This window comes from Amycolatopsis cynarae (assembly GCF_026802195.1).
Taxonomy (GTDB): Bacteria; Actinomycetota; Actinomycetes; order Mycobacteriales; family Pseudonocardiaceae; genus Amycolatopsis_E; species Amycolatopsis_E rhizosphaerae.
In genome coordinates this window covers 3,322,758-3,338,651 of sequence record NZ_CP113836.1, presented here as the reverse complement: position 1 = coordinate 3,338,651, position 15,894 = coordinate 3,322,758, and the positions used below count along the sequence as shown (strand labels likewise).

16 protein-coding genes are annotated in these 15,894 nt (G+C 71.6%); 9 read left to right on the top strand and 7 right to left on the bottom strand.

The window, feature by feature from the left end; genetic code table 11:
• Positions 1-12: 12 nt before the first annotated feature.
• The gene (locus ORV05_RS16050) at positions 13-1,131 is read left to right on the top strand and encodes a GlxA family transcriptional regulator (RefSeq protein WP_268759299.1); all 1,119 of its coding nucleotides are present in this window, start codon (positions 13-15) and stop codon (positions 1,129-1,131) included.
• Positions 1,025-1,678 (top strand): DJ-1/PfpI family protein, encoded by a 654-nt coding sequence (locus ORV05_RS16045; RefSeq protein WP_268759298.1) that lies wholly within the window; start codon positions 1,025-1,027, stop codon positions 1,676-1,678. Before ORV05_RS16050 ends, ORV05_RS16045 begins: the two co-directional genes overlap by 107 nt.
• Before the next feature lie 29 nt (positions 1,679-1,707).
• Here the strand turns inward: ORV05_RS16045 and ORV05_RS16040 are convergent, their stop codons facing one another.
• The 6 genes from ORV05_RS16040 to ORV05_RS16015 are packed head-to-tail and all read right to left on the bottom strand — an operon-like array spanning position 1,708 to position 8,359.
• Positions 1,708-2,580, bottom strand: a complete 873-nt coding sequence (locus ORV05_RS16040) for an enoyl-CoA hydratase-related protein (protein WP_268759297.1) — start codon at positions 2,578-2,580, stop codon at positions 1,708-1,710.
• 5 nt (positions 2,581-2,585) lie between these two features.
• The gene (locus tag ORV05_RS16035) at positions 2,586-3,368 is read right to left on the bottom strand and encodes an enoyl-CoA hydratase/isomerase family protein (RefSeq protein WP_268759296.1); all 783 of its coding nucleotides are present in this window, start codon (positions 3,366-3,368) and stop codon (positions 2,586-2,588) included.
• Entirely contained in the window at positions 3,365-4,429 is a 1,065-nt protein-coding gene (locus ORV05_RS16030; RefSeq protein ID WP_268759295.1) for an acyl-CoA dehydrogenase family protein, read from the bottom strand. Before ORV05_RS16030 ends, ORV05_RS16035 begins: the two co-directional genes overlap by 4 nt.
• Positions 4,430-4,444: 15 nt before the next feature.
• Positions 4,445-5,647: an acyl-CoA dehydrogenase family protein gene (locus tag ORV05_RS16025; RefSeq protein WP_268759294.1), complete on the bottom strand. Its 1,203-nt coding sequence runs from the start codon at positions 5,645-5,647 to the stop codon at positions 4,445-4,447.
• A complete protein-coding gene (locus tag ORV05_RS16020) occupies positions 5,644-6,789 on the bottom strand; it encodes a thiolase family protein (RefSeq protein WP_268759293.1) in 1,146 nt (381 codons plus the stop codon). The genes ORV05_RS16025 and ORV05_RS16020 overlap by 4 nt, the downstream gene beginning before the upstream one ends.
• Positions 6,790-6,817: 28 nt before the next feature.
• Positions 6,818-8,359, bottom strand: a complete 1,542-nt coding sequence (locus ORV05_RS16015) for an acyl-CoA synthetase (RefSeq protein ID WP_268759292.1) — start codon at positions 8,357-8,359, stop codon at positions 6,818-6,820.
• Between the two features lie 101 nt (positions 8,360-8,460).
• Between ORV05_RS16015 and ORV05_RS16010 the strand changes: the two genes are divergently transcribed.
• Positions 8,461-9,111, top strand: a complete 651-nt coding sequence (locus ORV05_RS16010) for a TetR/AcrR family transcriptional regulator (RefSeq protein ID WP_268759291.1) — start codon at positions 8,461-8,463, stop codon at positions 9,109-9,111.
• 8 nt (positions 9,112-9,119) lie between these two features.
• Here ORV05_RS16010 and ORV05_RS16005 read toward each other — a convergent pair whose 3' ends face one another.
• Entirely contained in the window at positions 9,120-9,881 is a 762-nt protein-coding gene (locus ORV05_RS16005; RefSeq protein ID WP_268759290.1) for a 3-hydroxyacyl-CoA dehydrogenase, read from the bottom strand.
• Between the two features lie 119 nt (positions 9,882-10,000).
• Here ORV05_RS16005 and ORV05_RS16000 point away from each other — a divergent pair, with 119 nt between their 5' ends.
• The 6 genes from ORV05_RS16000 (at position 10,001) to ORV05_RS15975 (ending at position 15,888) form a co-directional block, all read left to right on the top strand.
• Positions 10,001-11,605, top strand: coding sequence for a long-chain-fatty-acid--CoA ligase (locus tag ORV05_RS16000; RefSeq protein ID WP_268759289.1), 1,605 nt, complete (start codon positions 10,001-10,003; stop codon positions 11,603-11,605).
• 107 nt (positions 11,606-11,712) lie between these two features.
• Entirely contained in the window at positions 11,713-12,072 is a 360-nt protein-coding gene (gene trxA / locus ORV05_RS15995) for a thioredoxin (protein ID WP_268759288.1), read from the top strand.
• A gap of 391 nt (positions 12,073-12,463) precedes the next feature.
• Complete coding sequence (locus tag ORV05_RS15990) at positions 12,464-13,249, top strand: ABC transporter ATP-binding protein (RefSeq protein ID WP_268759287.1); 786 nt, start codon at positions 12,464-12,466, stop codon at positions 13,247-13,249.
• Entirely contained in the window at positions 13,242-13,949 is a 708-nt protein-coding gene (locus tag ORV05_RS15985; RefSeq protein ID WP_268759286.1) for an ABC transporter ATP-binding protein, read from the top strand. The genes ORV05_RS15990 and ORV05_RS15985 overlap by 8 nt, the downstream gene beginning before the upstream one ends.
• Positions 13,949-14,827 (top strand): branched-chain amino acid ABC transporter permease, encoded by an 879-nt coding sequence (locus tag ORV05_RS15980; RefSeq protein ID WP_268759285.1) that lies wholly within the window; start codon positions 13,949-13,951, stop codon positions 14,825-14,827. The genes ORV05_RS15985 and ORV05_RS15980 overlap by 1 nt, the downstream gene beginning before the upstream one ends.
• Positions 14,824-15,888 carry a branched-chain amino acid ABC transporter permease gene (locus ORV05_RS15975; RefSeq protein ID WP_268759284.1) on the top strand — a complete coding sequence of 355 codons (1,065 nt, stop codon included), beginning with the start codon at positions 14,824-14,826 and terminating at the stop codon, positions 15,886-15,888. The genes ORV05_RS15980 and ORV05_RS15975 overlap by 4 nt, the downstream gene beginning before the upstream one ends.
• The last annotated feature ends 6 nt before the right edge of the window (positions 15,889-15,894 follow it).

The window sequence follows — 15,894 nt, the reverse complement described above, 5'->3', positions numbered from 1 at the left end:
GACGATGGGGGCGTGCCCACGACCAGCGTGCTCGTCGTCCTGTTCGACCAGGTGCAGAGCCTGGACGTGACCGGACCGATGGAGGTGTTCACCGGCGCCAACACCTGGCAGGCGGCACACGGGCGCCCCCCGGCGTACCGGGTGGTCACCGGCAGCCTCGGCGGGGGACCGGTCCGCACCTCCAGTGGCCTGCTGATCAGCCCCGAGATCGACCTCGCCGCGGCGGGCGAGGCCGATCTCGTGCTCGTGCCGGGCGGGCCCGGCAGCCTGGCTCCGGACCCCGGCCTCGTCGCCTGGCTCGGCCGGTTCGCGCCGACGGCGCGAACACTCGTCTCGGTGTGCACCGGGGCGTTCCTCCTGGCCGAGGCCGGGCTGCTGGCCGGACGGCGGGTGACCACGCACTGGGCGCACTCGGAGACCCTGGCCCGGCGGTTCCCGGAGGTGGACGTCGACAGCGAGCCGATCTTCGTCCGCGACGGGAACGTCTCGACCTCCGCCGGGGTCACCGCCGGGCTCGATCTCGCCCTCGCACTGGTGGAGGACGATCTGGGCCGCGACGCGGCACTGGCGATCGCCCGGCATCTGGTGGTGTTCCTGCGGCGGCCGGGCGGGCAGGCGCAGTTCAGCGTCCAGCTGGCCACCCAGGTCGCCCGGCGGGCGCCGCTGCGCGAAGTGCAGCAGTGGATCTCGGAGCACCCCGGGGCGGATCTGTCCGTCGAGGCCCTGGCCCGGCGCGCCCGCCTTTCGCCCCGGCAGTTCGCCCGGGCCTTCGCCGCCGAAGTGGGGATGACGCCGGGCCGCTACGTCGACCGGGTGCGGCTCGAGGCGGCGCGGCGCCGCCTCGAGGACAGCAGGGACAGCGTGGAGGAGACGGCGCGTGCCTGCGGATACGGCACACCCGAGGCCCTGCGGCGGGCCTTCCTGCGGACGCTCGGCGTGGGCCCGCTCGAGTACCGGCGGCGGTTCCAGCCCGGTCCGCCCCTCGGAACGCGCCGGAACGAAACGGAAGACGACAGGGAGAACCATGCAGATCGCGATCGTGCTGTACGACCAGATGACCGCGCTGGACGCGGTCGGCCCCTACGAAATGCTGGCACCGCTGCCGGGGGCGGAGGTGGTGTTCGTCGCTGAGCGGACCGGCCCCGTCCGCAACGACATCGGCTCCCTGGCCCTCACTGCGGATGCCGCCCTGGCCGACGTGCCCAGACCGGACATCGTGCTGGTCCCGGGCAGCCCCAGGCCGACCGCGCAGATGACCGGCGGCCCCCTGTCCCGGTGGCTGCGCGCCGTCGACGAAACCAGCACGTGGACGACGTCGGTGTGCACCGGCTCGCTCATCCTCGCCGCCGCCGGGCTGCTCCGGGGACGGCGGGCCACGTCGCACTGGCTCGCGCTGGACCAGCTACCGGGATGGGGCGTCGAGCCGGCGAGGGAGCGGGTCGTGTTCGACGGCAAGTACGTCACCGCCGCCGGGGTCTCGTCGGGCATCGACATGGCACTGCGCCTGGCCGCCCGGATCGCGGGCGAGAAGGTGGCCCAGCTGATCCAGCTCGGCACCGAGTACGACCCGCAGCCGCCCTTCGACGCCGGTTCACCGGAGAAGGCCCCCGACGGCATGGCGGCGATGCTTCGTGCCGACAGCCGTTTCGTACTCGTAGGGCCGTCGCCCGCGCCGTGAGGCCCACGCGCCGTGGGGCGCGCGGAACCTCAGGGCCGGGGCCAGGGCGGGAGGGCGGCCGGGTAGTCGCGGCTGACCCGCAGCGGGAACTTCGCCTGCCGCTTCTCCAGGAAGGCGGTGACGCCCTCAGCGGCGTCACCGCCCGCGCCGAGCTCGTACATCGCCTTCGAATCCAGCCGGTGTGCTTCCCACGGCGTGGGGGAACCGAGCATCCCCCACATCAGCTGCCGTGCGACCGCGACCGACACCCCCGAGGTGTTGTCCGCGATCTCCCGCGCGATCGCCCGCGCGGCGGGCAGGAGTTCCGCGTCGGGGACGACCCGGGAGACCAGCCCTCCCGCCCTGGCTTCGGCGGCCCCGAACACCCGGCCGGTGGCGACCCACTCCATCGCCTGGGAGATGCCCACGACGCGCGGCAGGAACCACGAGGAGGCCGCCTCGGGCACGATGCCGCGCCGCGCGAAGACGAATCCGAACCGGGCGGATTCGGCCGCGATCCGGATGTCCATCGGCAGCGTCATCGTGACACCGACCCCCACGGCGGCGCCGTTGATCGCCCCGATCACCGGTTTGCGGGCCGCCGCGATGCGCAGCGACACGGTGCCGCCGCCGTCGCGCGGGACGCCGTCGATCTCGCCGAAGCTCGCGCGCGCCTCGTCGACCGCCTCGCCGTGGTCGAACGTGCCCGCGCCGCGGCCGAGATCGGCGCCGGCGCAGAAGGCCCGGCCCGCGCCGGTCACGATCACCACCCGGACGCCGTCGTCGCCGTCCGCCGCGTCGAACGCGTCCGCCAGTTCCTTCGCCATGCGGGCGGTGAACGCGTTGAGCCGGTCCGGGCGGTGCAAGGTGATCGTCGCGACACCGTCCTCGACGGCGTAGAGGATCTCTTCGTATTCCGTCATCGGACTCATTTCACGGCCCACCGTCCGGTGTAGACGGCGTCGGACTTGGTGAGGAAGGCGCGGAACGCCGCCGGGGCGTCCTCCGTGGCGAAGTTGACCGCCTGCGCCCGGGCTTCGTTCTCGAGCGCCTCACGCAGGGTCGAGTCCGCGCCCTGGTGCAGCAGGGATTTCGACTGGGCGAGCGCGACCGGGGGCAGTGCGGCGAGCCGCCTCGCCAGCCCAGCGACGAAGGTGTCCAGTTCGGACTCGGGCTTCACCCAGGTAACGAGGCCGAGGCGGGCCGCCTCCTCGGCGTCGAGGAACTCGGCGAGCAGCGCCAGCCGTTTCGCCTGCTGCATCCCGACGAGTTTCGGCAGCAGCCAGGAGCCGCCGAAATCGAGGGAAAGACCGCGCTGGGCGAAGATCTGGCTGAACCGGGCACTCGGGGTGGCCACCACGAGGTCGCAGCCGAGCGCGAGGTTCCAGCCCGCGCCGACGGCGACCCCGTCGACCTTCGCGATCGTCGGTTTGTCCAGTTCGTGCAGGCTGAGCGCGATCTCGTTGATCCACCGCATCCTGGCCAGGGGATGCTGCCCCTCGCGGTCACCGCTCAGATCCGCCCCCGCGCAGAAGTCGCCGCCGGCCCCGGTGACCACGACGACCCGCACCTCCGGATCGCCGCCCACGGCCCGGATCGCCTCGTGCAGCCCGGCCCAGGTCTCCGCGTCGAGCGCGTTCTTGCGGTGCGGCCGGTTCAGCGTGATCGTCGCGACCGCGCCGTCGGCCGAGACCAGCACCGTGCCGGTCATGCCGGCTCCAGGTCGAGGAGGCGGGCGAGCCGGGCCAGCTGCCGGTCCGCCGTGCCCAGCAGCAGTTCGCTGGTCTTGGCGCGCTTGTAGTACAGGTGTGCGTCGTGTTCCCAGGTGTAGCCGATGCCGCCGTGCAACTGGACGCCGTCCGCGGCGGCCTGGAAGTACGCGGGCCCGGCGTAGGCCTGGGTGGTGGCGGCCGCCAGCGGCAGCCCCTCGGGATCGTGGTCGGCGGTCCAGACGGCGTGCCGCAGCAGGGATTCCGCCTGTTCACACGCGCAGTACAGGTCCGCGAGCCGGTGCTTGACGCCCTGGTAGGACCCGATGGCGCGGCCGAACTGCACCCGCACCTTCGCGTACTCGTTCGTCATCTCCAGCACCCGCCCCATGCCGCCGACCTGCTCGGCGGCGAGCGCGACCGCCGCGAGGTCCCGCACCCGGTCGAGGATCGCGGGCGCATCCGCGAGCCTGCGGGCGGGCGTGGCGGAGAACTCGAGCCGCGCGATCCGGCGGGTCGGGTCGAGCGTGCGCAGCGTCGTGCGCGTGAATCCCTCGGTGACGGCGAACCAGGCACCGGTGTAGACCAGCACCACGTCCGCGATGTCGCCGGAGATCACCAGTGGGGCGTGGCCGTCGAGCACCCAGCCACCGCCGGTTTCGCGCGCCGTGGCGGGCACGGGCCCCCAGGTTTCGGACACCGCCACCGTGCCGATGGTTTCCCCGGAGGCGAGCCGGGACACCAGTTCGTGGTCGCCTGCCGCCTGCGCCGCGTCGACCGCGAGCACGGCCGAAGCGAAGAACGGCACCGGCGCCAGCGTCCGGCCCAGTTCTTCGAGCACGATCGCCCGCTCGGCGTGCCCCGCGCCCGCGCCACCGTGTTCCTCCGGCACCACCAGCCCGGCGAGGCCGAGTTCGCCGGTGATGCGCTGCCACAGCTCGCGGTCGTAGCCCTGCGGGCTGTCCATGATCTCGCGGACCCGGGCGCTCCCGGCGTGGTCCGCCAGGAGTTTCCGCACCGTGGCGCGGAGTTGCCGCTGTTCGTCGTCCAGCACCAGCCGCATGTCGCGTCTCCCTTCTCAGCCCTGCGTGCCGACGCGCAGGTGACGGAACGGGATGTCGCGGTCGGCCGCGGGCTCCCTCGGCAGGCCGAGGATCCGGTCCCCGATGATGTTCCGCTGGATCTGGTTGGTGCCGCCCGCGATGCTCGACGACGGCGTGGCGTTGATCGCCACCGCGAGTTCCTCTCCCGCCGTGGAGGCGGGATCCCAGGCGGCGGCGTGCATTCCGGCGATGAGCCCGGCGACCCGCGTGGCGCGCCACAGCAGTTCGGCACCGGACAGTTTCGCCACCGAGCCGCGGGCCCCGGGCGGCGAACCGGCGTCGGCCTCCTGCCGCAGCCGCGCGTTGAACAGCGAAAGGGCCCGCTCGGCGGCGTAGAGCGCGGCGAGTTCGGCCCGCACGAGGGGATCGTCGAGGCGCCCGAGTTCGCGGGCCAGCGCGACGAGGTTGCGGTAGGCCAGCGGGTCGTAGCGGCGCCGCACCGACCCGCCGATGGACACGCGCTCGTGCCCGAGCATGGTCACCGCGGCCGCCCAGCCGCCGCCGACACCGCCGAGCACCGCGTCCGCGGGCAGGCGCACCCCGTCGAAGTAGACCTCGTTGAACGGCGCCCGCCCGGTCATGTCCCGCAGCGGGCGCACGGTGACCCCGGGCGCGTGCATGTCCACGATGAACATGGTCAGGCCCTTGTGCTTGGGCTGGTCCGGGTCGGTCCGGGCGAGCAGGGCGCCGTAGTCGGCGTGCTGCGCGCCGGAGGTCCAGACCTTCTGCCCGTTGATCACCCAGCCTTCGCCGTCGCGTTCGGCGCGGGTCTGCAGGCTCGCCACGTCCGATCCGGCGCCCGGCTCGGAGAACAGCTGGCACCAGACCTCCTCGCCCCTGAGCAGGGGGGGCACGTACCGCGCCTTCTGTTCGTGGGTGCCGAGGTCGACGAGGGTGGGGCCGCACATGCCCATGCTGATCATGAACACACCGGTGGGCAGATCGTAGGCCGCGGCCTCCTCGTGGAAGATCTGCTGTTCGGCCGCGGTGAGCCCTCCTCCGCCGTACTCGGCGGGCCAGGTGATGCCGGCGAACCCCGCGTCGTAGAGGGCGGCCTGGAACCGCTTGGCCGTCTTGAGCATTTCCGGCACCGGGGCCTGCGGGTCGGTCTCCGGCACGTTCGCCGCGAGCCAGTCGCGCACGCGGGTGCGGAACGAGGGTTCTTCGCCGTTGGTCACAGTGACTCCAGGATGGTCGCGTTGGCCTGACCGCCGCCTTCACACATGGTCTGCAGCCCGTAGCGGATGCCCGAAGCGCGCATCTGGTGCACGAGCGTGGTCATCAGCCGGGCCCCGCTGCCGCCGAGCGGATGCCCGAGCGCGATCGCCCCGCCGTTGCGGTTGAGCGATTTGGGATCGGCACCGGTCTCGGCGAGCCACGCCATCGGCACCGGAGCGAAGGCCTCGTTCACCTCGAACAGTCCGATGTCCGAAATAGACAGTCCGCTGCGCTGGAGTGCCTTGCGGGTGGCCGGGATCGGGGCGGTGAGCATGATGACCGGATCGTCACCGGCCAGCACGGCGGTGTGGACCCTGGCCAGCGGCCGCAGGCCGAGCTCGGCGGCCTTCTCGCTGGTCGTCATCAGCAGCGCCGCGCTGCCGTCGCTGATCTGCGAGCTGTTGCCCGCGGTGATCACGCCGTCTTCGCGGAACGCCGGTTTCAGCGCCGCGAGCTTGTCCAGGGTGCCGCCGCGCCGCACGCCCTCGTCGGCCGAGACGACGGTGCCCTCGGGGGTCGTCACCGGCACGATCTCCTCGTCGAAGGCGCCGGAATCCTGGGCTGCGGCGGCCTTTTCGTGGGAGGCGAGGCTGAACTCGTCCACCTGGTTGCGGGTGAAGCCCCAGCGCTCGACGATCATCTCCGCCCCGATGCCCTGGTTGGGCCGCACCCCGCCGTAGCGGGCGAGGTACCGCTCGCCGAGCGGATTCGCGCCCTGCGAGGAAAAGCCCATCGGCACGCGGCTCATCGACTCCACCCCGCCGGCGACCACCACGTCGTACTGCCCGGCGATCAGCCCGGCGGCGGCGAAGTGCACCGACTGCTGCGAGGAGCCGCACTGCCGGTCGATGGTCACCCCGGTCACCGATTCCGGCCACCCCGCGGCGAGTACCGCGGTGCGCGCGATGTCCCCGGTCTGCTCACCGGCCTGGCCGACACAGCCCCAGATCACGTCGTCGATCACGGCGGGGTCGATGCCGGTGCGCTCGACGAGCCCGGTCAGTACCTGGGCGGACAGCTCGGCCGGATGGATCCCGGACAGCCCTCCGTTGCGTTTGCCGACGGGGCTGCGCACCGCCGCCACGATGACCGCGTCTCGCACGGTTCCTCCTCAGTGGTTGGAAATCTCTTCACGCGACCGGGGCCGCGTACCGTTCGATCAATCGCCGCTTCACCAGTTTCCCGGTGGGGGTGCGGGGAAGTTCGTCCACGAAGTCGATGCTGCGCGGCGCCTTGTAGTGCGCGATCCGCCCGCGCACGTAGTCCAGGAGTTCGGCCGCCAACTCCGCTCCGGCGGCGACGCCGGGCGCGGGCTGCACGACCGCCTTGACCGCCTCGCCCATCTCGGGGTCGGGGACCCCGATCACGGCCACGTCGAGCACCGCCGGGTGCAGGGCGAGCGCGTCCTCGACCTCCTGCGGGTAGATGTTCACCCCGCCGGAGATGATCATGAACGCCTTGCGGTCGGTGAGGTAGAGGTAGCCCTCCTCGTCGAGATAGCCGAGGTCGCCGGTGGTGGTCCAGGACGGATGCCGGGGGTGCTGCGCCTCGCGCGTCTTGTCGGGGTCGCCGAGGTAGCTGAACGGCGTCTCCTCGCGTTCGAAGTAGACGGTCCCGACCTGGCCTGCGGGCAGTTCGTTGCCTTCGTCGTCGCAGATGCGCAGCACGCCCAGCGCGGCGCGGCCGACCGAGCCCGGGTGGGCCAGCCAGTCCTGGGGCCCGATGAAGGTCATCCCGTTGCCCTCGGTGGAGCTGTAGTACTCGAACAGCACCGGGCCCCACCAGTCGATCATCGCGCGCTTCACCTCGACCGGGCAGGGCGCGGCGGCGTGCACCGCGACGCGATGGCTCGACAGGTCGTAGCGGGTGCGTGCCGCTTCGGGAAGTTTGAGCATCCGGACGAACATCGTCGGCACCCACTGGCTGTGCGTGACCCGGTAACGCTCGATCGCGCGCAGCGCGGCTTCCGGGTCGAACCGCTCCATCATCACCAGGGTGCCGCCGAGCCGGTGCACGGAGGCGCCGAACCGCAGCGGTGCCGCGTGGTAGACCGGGGCGGGGGAGAGGTAGACGGTGTCCTCGCCGAACCCGTAGAGCATCTTGAGGATCGGGCTGAGCGTGTCGCCCGGCTCGTCGACCTGGCGATCCTCCAGTTCGACCTTGATTCCCTTGGGGCGCCCCGTGGTGCCGGAGGAGTACAGCAGGTCCGCGCCGGCGGGCTGGTCCGCGGGCCGCTCCGGCGAGGCCGCGGCGAGCACAGAGTCGAAATCCTGGTAGCCCTCGACGGGACCGCCGTAGGCGAGAAGGAGTTGCACGTCCGGCACCAGCCCAGCGACCTCGCGGGCGAGCTCGTCCAGCACGGCGGAGACCACGAGCACCTTCGCCCCGGAGTCGGCGACGATGTAGGCGACCTCCGCCGCGGACAGGTGGCTGTTGACCGCGGCGAGGTAACGGCCGGAGCGGACGGCGGCCCAGTACACCTCGTAGGCGCGCGGCGAGTTGTCGGTCAGCAACGCGATCACCTCGCCCCGGCCCAGCCCGGCGGCGGTGAGCGCGTTGGCCAGGCGCGTGGAGCGTTCGTCGAGGTCACGATAGGTGAGCCGGTCCCCGGTGCCCGCCATGATCAGCGCGGGGCGGTCCGGATCGGTGTCGGCGTAAGTACCCGGATACATGCGGCTCCTCCTTGAACCCTTCGGTCGGCTTCGAGCGTGGCAAGTCACACCCGGAACAGTCAACACCGACTGTTTTGCCGTCGCGGCGTTACGCTGACGCGGTGACCGGAACCGAGACGGCGCCGCGTCGGCGTGAGGAGCGCACGGCGGACAGCCGTGCCCTGATCCTCGACGCCGCCGTCGACTGCCTGGTCGAACTCGGCTACTCCGGCGCCTCGACACTGGCCATCCAGGCCAAGGCGGGCGTTTCGCGCGGACGCCTGCTGCACCACTTCCCGTCGCGGGACGGCCTGCTCGTGGCGGCCGTCCAGCATCTGGCCAGCGTCCGGCTCCGCCAGACCGAGCAGCGCCTCGCCGAGGCGCTGGCGGGCGAGCCCGACGGCCCGCGCCGCGTCGACCGGTGCATCGAACTGCTGTGGAGCACCTTCGGTGAGCCGCATTTCTGGGCCGCCATCGAACTGTGGACCGCGGCCCGCACCAACCCCGCACTGGCCGCGGCGCTGCGGCCGGCGGAGCGGGCGCTGCGGGAGTCGATCCGCGAGGTGACCGACCGGATCTGGGGCCCCGTGGTGTGCGCCCACCCGCGCTTCCCCCAGCTGCGGGAGGTGCTGTTCACCAGCATGCGCGGCGCCGCGATGCCCTACGCGTTCGAAGACCGCCCCCCGGCCACCGACCCCCATGTCGCCCTCTGGAAGTCCCTCGCCCACCACCTGCTCTACGGCCAGGGACCGGAACGCGCGTTCTACGGCTGACCGGCGCGTCAGCGGGGGGCCATCCGGATGGCGCCGTCGAGGCGGATCACCTCGCCGTTGAGCATCGGGTTGGCCACGATGTGCGCGGCCAGCGCACCGAACTCGTCGGGGTCGCCGAGCCGCTTCGGGTGCGGCACCTGCTCGCCGAGCGACTTCTTGACCTCCTCCGGCGCGCCCGCGAGCAGGGGCGTGTCGAACAGTCCCGGCGCGATGGTGACCACGCGGATGAGGTGGCCGGCGAGGTCACGGGCGATCGGCAGGGTCATGCCCACGACACCGCCCTTGGACGCGGAATAGGCGGCCTGCCCGATCTGGCCGTCGAACGCGGCGACCGAGGCGGTGTTGACGATGACGCCGCGCTCTTCGCCGACCGGCTCGTGCCGCAGCATCCGTTCCGCGGCCAGCCGGATCACGTTGAAGGTGCCGATCAGGTTGATGTTCACGATCCGCGTGAAGTCGGGGAGCGGGAACGGGCCCTTCTTGCCGACCACGCGCTGCGCGTTGCCGGTGCCCGCGCAGTTGACCACCGCCCGCAGCGGACCGGCCGCGTCGGCGACGTCGAGCGCCCCGGCGACCTGCTCCTCGCTGGTCACGTCGGCGGGGGCGAAATGCGCGCCGTCGCCCAGTTCCTTGGCCACGCGCTCGCCCGCGGAGGACGGCAGATCCAGCAGCACCACGGTGGCGCCCGCACCGAGCAGCCGCCGTGCGGTGGCGAGTCCCAGTCCCGACGCCCCGCCGGTGATCAGTGCGACCCCGCCTGCGATGTCCATCCGTCCTCCTCGTTGAGCCCACAGGTGCCGAAGACTTTTACAGTCAACGTTGACTGTTTCTACGGTACGGCTCTAAGTTGACGCAAGTAATCGCCGTCACACCAGCGTCGAGGTGGCCGATGCCAGCACCAACCGAGATCCCGCGCCTGCTCGGCCGGGGGATGACCATGGGGGACCAGCTCGCCCGGCACGCGCGGACCTCTCCGGAGCAGGCGGCCTTCACCTTCGGCGAGCTCCGCCGCAGCTACCGGGAGTTCGACGGGCGGGTCAGCAGGCTCGCCAACGCGCTGCGCGAACGCGGGGTGGGCTACGGCGACCGCGTCGTGGTGCTCGGGCTGAACACCCTGGAAGTGCTCGAGACCTACTTCGCGTCGACCCGGCTCGGCGCGATCTGCGTCCCGGTGAACTTCCGGCTCGTCGCCGACGAAGTGGCCTACGTGCTCGAAGACAGCGGCGCGAGCGCGATCGTCGTGCACGGCCCGCTCGCCGCGCTGATGGCGAAGGCGCGCGAGAAGGCCGGGCACACCGGGCCCTGGCTGGTGTTCGGCCGCGAACACGAGGGCGCCGAGGACGGTGCGGAAGACTACGAGGCCGCCCTCGCCGCGGCATCGCCGGAGTTCGACGAGCTGACGGTGGACGAGCAGGACCCCGCGTTCATCATGTACACCTCGGGCACCACCGGGCGCCCGAAGGGGGCCGTGCTCACCCACCACAACCTGCTGATGCACGCGTTCAGCAACATGGCGCATCTCGGTGCCGGGCCGGAGGACAAGGTCTGGCTCGCCGCGGCACCGCTGTTCCACATCGCCGGACTGTCCGGCCTGCTGCCCAACCTCCTGGTCGGCGGCCGGACCGTGCTGCTGCCGTCGGGGCAGTTCGATCCGGTGGCGGTGCTGGACCTGCTGGAACGGGAACGGGTGTCCTCGTGCTTCCTGGTCCCGGCGCAGTGGCAGGCGATCTGCGCGGTGCCGGGTATCGGCCGGCGGGACCTGTCGGCCCTGCGGCGGATCTCCTGGGGCGCCGCCCCGGCCTCGACCACCCTGCTGCGCACCCTGATCGCGAGCTTCCCCCAGGCCGAGGTCACCACCGCGTTCGGCCAGACCGAGTGCAGCCCCATCACGACGCTGCTGCGCGGCGAGGACTCGATCCGCAAGATCGGCTCGGTCGGCACGCCGCTGCTCAACGTCGAGGTCCGCGTGGTCGACGACGACATGAACGACGTGAAGCCCGGTGAGGTCGGGGAGATCGTCTACCGCAGTCCGATGGTGATGAAGGAGTACTGGAACAAGCCCGCGGAGACCGCCGAGGCGTTCCGGGGCGGCTGGTTCCACTCGGGCGACCTGGTGCGCCAGGACGAGGACGGCTACTACTACGTGGTCGACCGCAAGAAGGACATGATCATCTCGGGTGGGGAGAACATCTACTGCGCCGAGGTCGAGAACGTGCTCGCCGCGCATCCCAAGATCGGCGAGGTGGCGCTGATCGCGATGCCGGACGAGAAGTGGGGGGAGACGCCGCTGGCGGTGATCAGCCCCCGCGAGGCGGGCGATCCGCCGACGGCGGCGGATCTGGAGGCCTGGTGCACCGAACGCCTGGCCCGCTACAAGCGCCCGCGCCGCATCGCGATCGTGCCCGCGCTGCCCCGCAATCCCAGCGGTAAGGTGCTGAAGACGCAGCTTCGCGCGGACCGGGACGCGGGGAAGCTGCCGATCCAGTCGGCCTGACCGGCTCTCCCGCCGGGGAGCGCCCGCGGTTCGGCGGGAATCAAATCGGTCCCACCGGCGTTGACAGGGGCAGAATACCCCGGCAGGTACCTATCAGGAGGGCTGAAATGGCGACGGTGGAGCTGACGAAGGAGAACTTCGACGAGAAGGTCGGCACCTCCGGCATGGTGCTGGTGGACTTCTGGGCCTCCTGGTGCGGCCCCTGTCGCATGTTCGCCCCTGTGTTCGAGGGTGCCTCCGAGCGGCACCCGGACCTCACGTTCGGGAAGGTGGACACCGAGGCGCAGCAGGAACTCGCCGGTGCGTTCGGCATCTCCTCGATTCCGACGCTGATGATCGTGCGGGACGGCGTGGTGCTCTACGCCCAGCCCGGCGCGCTGCCGGAACCGGCCCTGGAGGAGCTCATCGGCAAGGCCCGTGAGGTCGACATGGACGAGGTGCGGCGAGAGCTGGCCCAGCAGCAGTGACCCCGCCGGCCTTGGCCGGCTTTCTCTTCGACAGGGGCGCGGCGTCCTCCCGGACGCCGCGCCCCTGTTTTTCGCGCCCGTGTCCCGGTTCGGGACTTGCCGTGAAGGGTCCCTTCACAGTCGATTTGACCGTGAAGACCCTTCACGGCTCTCCCAGGCCCGGGCAGGACCCCGCATGGCGGCGCTCCGGTTCGTGTCACGCCCACAGTAGAACCCGGTTCTAGGACTGGCGCCAGCCTCGCCCGGCGGTTGGATGCCGAACCGAGATCCTTGGCCGGATTTTTGAGTCTGGGCAAGGGGAGATTCGCGCTGTACTCTTCGCCGCAAACCGAATCAGATTCGGACAACGGGTCCGCGTGGCCCGCACTGCAACGAGGCGGTGGTGTCAGGAATGGCCGATGGTTCTCCCTTGCTGCGCGCGGAGGAGCTGAGCGTTTCGTTCGGCGGACTTCGGGTGCTCGACCGGGTTTCGGTGGCCGTGCCACGCGGTGCCGTGCTCGGGGTGATCGGCCCGAACGGGGCCGGGAAGACCACTCTGTTCAACACGATCTGCGGTTTCGTCCGGCCCGGCGCCGGTTCCCTCACCTTCGACGGTCACTCGCTGCGCGGGATCGGCCCGCACCGCCTGACCCGGCTGGGGATCGCGCGCACGCTGCAGGGCCTCGGCCTGTTCCCCGGCCTGAGCGTGCTGGACAACGTGATCGCGGGCGCGTCGCATCGCGCTCGCGGCGGGGTGGCCGGTGCGCTGCTCGCCGCGCCGTGGGCGCAGCGGCACGACCGGCGCCTGCGCGCGGAGGCGATGACCATGCTCGAGCGGCTGGGCATCGCCGCCGAGGCGGACCGGATCTGTGGTGGTCTTCCTTATGGGACAAGGAAAAGAGTGGCACTCGCGCGGGCACTGGTGAGCGCGCCGAAGCTGCTGATGCTGGACGAGCCCGCGGCCGGGCTGTCCGCGGGGGAGACCGCGGAGCTGGCCGAACTGGTGCTGGGCCTGCGCGGCGACACCACGATCATGCTGGTGGAGCACCACATGGATTTCGTGATGCGGCTGTGCGATCAGCTGGTGGTACTGGACTTCGGGCAGGTGATCGCGCGGGGGACCCCGGAACAGATCCGGGCCGATCCCGCGGTCCAGCGCGCCTACCTCGGCGAGCCGGTGGAGGTGGCCGGTGCTTGAGGTCAGTGGCCTGGTCGCCGGATACGGTCCGGTGCGCGCGCTGGACGGGGTCGACCTGACCGTGGCGGAAGGATCGATCACCGCGGTGCTGGGGGTCAACGGCGCGGGCAAGACCACCCTGTTGCGCACGATCAGCGGCCTGGTGGCGGCGAAGGCGGGCACGGTACGGCTGGCCGGGCGCGACATCACGCGCGCCGCTCCCGAAGACCTGGTCCGCCAGGGGATCGCGCACGTGCCCGAGGGGCGCGGCGTGATCGTCGAACTGACCGTCGAGGAGAACCTGAAACTCGGCGGTCTGTGGCTTCGCGACCGCCAGTGGCTGAAAACCGGGGTGGCGCGGATGTTCTCGCTGTTCCCGGCGCTCGAACAGCGGCGACGGCGGCGGGCGGAAACGCTGTCCGGCGGGGAACGCCAGATGCTCGCCATCGGGCGTGCGCTGATGAGCCGCCCCCGGCTGCTGCTGCTCGACGAGCCGTCGCTCGGCCTCGCCCCGCGCACGGCGGCGCAGATCGTGGCGACGCTGGAATCCCTGCGTGCCGAAACGGGCCTGACCCTGCTGCTGGTCGAGCAGAACGCCGGGACCGCACTGTCGGTGGCGGACCGGGCGGTGGTGCTCAATCTCGGCCGGAAGGTGGCCGACGACACGGCCGCGAGCCTGGCGGCCGACGACCGTGTACGACGCGCCTACCTGGAGATGTGATGGGCCGATTCCTGGATTTGACGCTGTCGGGGCTGACCAGTGGTGCGGTCTACGCCGCCGTGGCGCTGGCACTGGTGCTGATCTGGCGGTCCACCCGGATCGTCAACTTCGCCCAGGGCGGGATGCTGATGGTCACCACGTCCCTGGCCGGCACCGTCCTCGGCCACGGCGGTTCGTACTGGCTCGCGCTGGCGGTGGCGGTCGCGGGCGGGCTGGTGCTGGGCGCGGTGGTGGAACGGGTGCTCGTTCGGCCGGTCGAGAAGCGCTCGCCGCTGGACGCGGTGGTGGTGACCTTCGGTCTGCTCGTGCTGCTGCAGGGCCTGGCGGGCATGCTGTTCGGGGGCACGCCCCGGTCCTACCCGCCGGCGTTCTCCATCGCGGGGTTCCGCGTCGCCGGGCACCAGTTGTTGTTCTCTCCCAACGATGTGTGGGTGATCCTGGTGGTACTGGGGATCATGGCGGCGCTGGCGCTGGTGTTCCGGCACACGTCGCTGGGGCTGAAGATGCGCGCGGCGGCGTTCGCCCCGGAGGTGGCGCGCCTGCTGGGGGTGCGGGTGGGCCGCATGCTGACCGTGGGCTGGGCGCTGGCGGCGGTGGTGGGCGCGGTGGCGGGCGTGCTGATCGCGCCGAGCACCTTCGTCAGCCCGACGGCCTTCGACGCGACCCTCGTCTTCGGGTTCACGGCCGCGGTGATCGGCGGGCTGGACAGCCCGCCGGGCGCGGTGATCGGCGGGCTGTTCCTCGGCCTGGTGCTCGGCTACGTGTCGGGTTATTTCGGTTCGGACATCGTCACTCTGGGAGCTCTGGTCGTGTTGATCGTCGTACTCATGGTGCGCCCCAACGGTTTGTTCGGTCACGGCGTGCGGAGGCGGGTATGACCGCGGCGATCGAACGGCCCGGCGGGGCCCGGCAGGGCAACGCGGTGGCACGGCTGTGGCGGGAGTCCACTTTGGTCCGTCACCTGGTCTGGTCCCTGCTGGGGCTGCTCGGCTACTACGTGCTTTCGGTTTCGCTGGACGCCTTCGCGAACCTCCAGCTGGCGCAGATCGCCTACCTGGCGATCGCGACCGCGGGACTGACCGTGCTGTCCGGCCTCAGTGGACAGATCTCGCTGGGGCACGGCGCGTTCGTCGCGGTGGGCGCCTACACCTCGGCGCTCCTGCTGCAGCACCAGCAGTGGCCGACGGCCGTGGTGCTCGTCGCGGCGGTCGTGGTGACCGCGGCGCTGGGCGCACTGGTCGGGGTGGCCGCCGCGCGGTTGCGCGGGCCCTACCTGGCGGGGGCCACGCTCGCGCTCGCCGTCGGGTTGCCCGCGCTGGCCGACTACCACGGCCTGCGGGCGGTGCTCGGTGGCGCGAACGGCCTGATCGTCACGTCACCGCCCCCGCCGGCGGCGCTGGGGGAGTCCTTCCCGGTGGAGCGGTGGCAGTCCTGGATTGCCGGGTTGTGCCTGGTGGTGACCCTGTTCCTGCTGGCGAACCTGATCCGCAGCCCGCTGGGGCGGGCCATGCGCTACGTCCGTGAGGACGAGGACGCCGCGGCCCTGTCGGGGGTTTCGGTGGCACGGACGCAGATCCTGGCCTTTTCGGTGAGCGCGGGCTGCGCCGGACTGGCGGGCGGGCTGTTCGCGCTGGTCAACAACCTGGCCGCGCCCGGGGCGTTCACGCTGACCCTGTCGCTGTCGCTGCTTACCGCGGCGGTGCTCGGCGGGCTGGGCAGCCTCGCCGGTGCGGTGTACGGCGCGGTGATCGTGACCCTGCTGCCCAACTGGTCCACCGAACTCGCGCAGGCGGCGAACCTGCCGAGGGAGATCTACGCCAACGTGCCGCTGGTGCTCTACGGCGTGGTGCTGATGGTGGTGATCGTGCTGTTCCCCGGCGGCATCCAGTCCGGCGTCCGCCGGGTGGGCCGCCTTCTCCGTACCGCTGTTCGACGATGAATCACT

What these genes read in the sequence shown, in the direction of transcription:
- ORV05_RS16045 (WP_268759298.1), top strand. Translation starts at nt 1,025, where the DNA reads ATGCAGATCGCGATCGTGCTGTACGACCAGATGACCGCGCTGGACGCG.
- ORV05_RS16040 (WP_268759297.1), bottom strand. Translation starts at nt 2,580, where the DNA reads ATGACGGAATACGAAGAGATCCTCTACGCCGTCGAGGACGGTGTCGCG.
- ORV05_RS16035 (WP_268759296.1), bottom strand. Translation starts at nt 3,368, where the DNA reads ATGACCGGCACGGTGCTGGTCTCGGCCGACGGCGCGGTCGCGACGATC.
- ORV05_RS16030 (WP_268759295.1), bottom strand. Translation starts at nt 4,429, where the DNA reads ATGCGGCTGGTGCTGGACGACGAACAGCGGCAACTCCGCGCCACGGTG.
- ORV05_RS16015 (WP_268759292.1), bottom strand. Translation starts at nt 8,359, where the DNA reads ATGTATCCGGGTACTTACGCCGACACCGATCCGGACCGCCCCGCGCTG.
- ORV05_RS16005 (WP_268759290.1), bottom strand. Translation starts at nt 9,881, where the DNA reads ATGGACATCGCAGGCGGGGTCGCACTGATCACCGGCGGGGCGTCGGGA.
- ORV05_RS16000 (WP_268759289.1), top strand. Translation starts at nt 10,001, where the DNA reads ATGCCAGCACCAACCGAGATCCCGCGCCTGCTCGGCCGGGGGATGACC.
- trxA (WP_268759288.1), top strand. Translation starts at nt 11,713, where the DNA reads ATGGCGACGGTGGAGCTGACGAAGGAGAACTTCGACGAGAAGGTCGGC.
- ORV05_RS15990 (WP_268759287.1), top strand. Translation starts at nt 12,464, where the DNA reads ATGGCCGATGGTTCTCCCTTGCTGCGCGCGGAGGAGCTGAGCGTTTCG.
- ORV05_RS15980 (WP_268759285.1), top strand. Translation starts at nt 13,949, where the DNA reads ATGGGCCGATTCCTGGATTTGACGCTGTCGGGGCTGACCAGTGGTGCG.
- ORV05_RS15975 (WP_268759284.1), top strand. Translation starts at nt 14,824, where the DNA reads ATGACCGCGGCGATCGAACGGCCCGGCGGGGCCCGGCAGGGCAACGCG.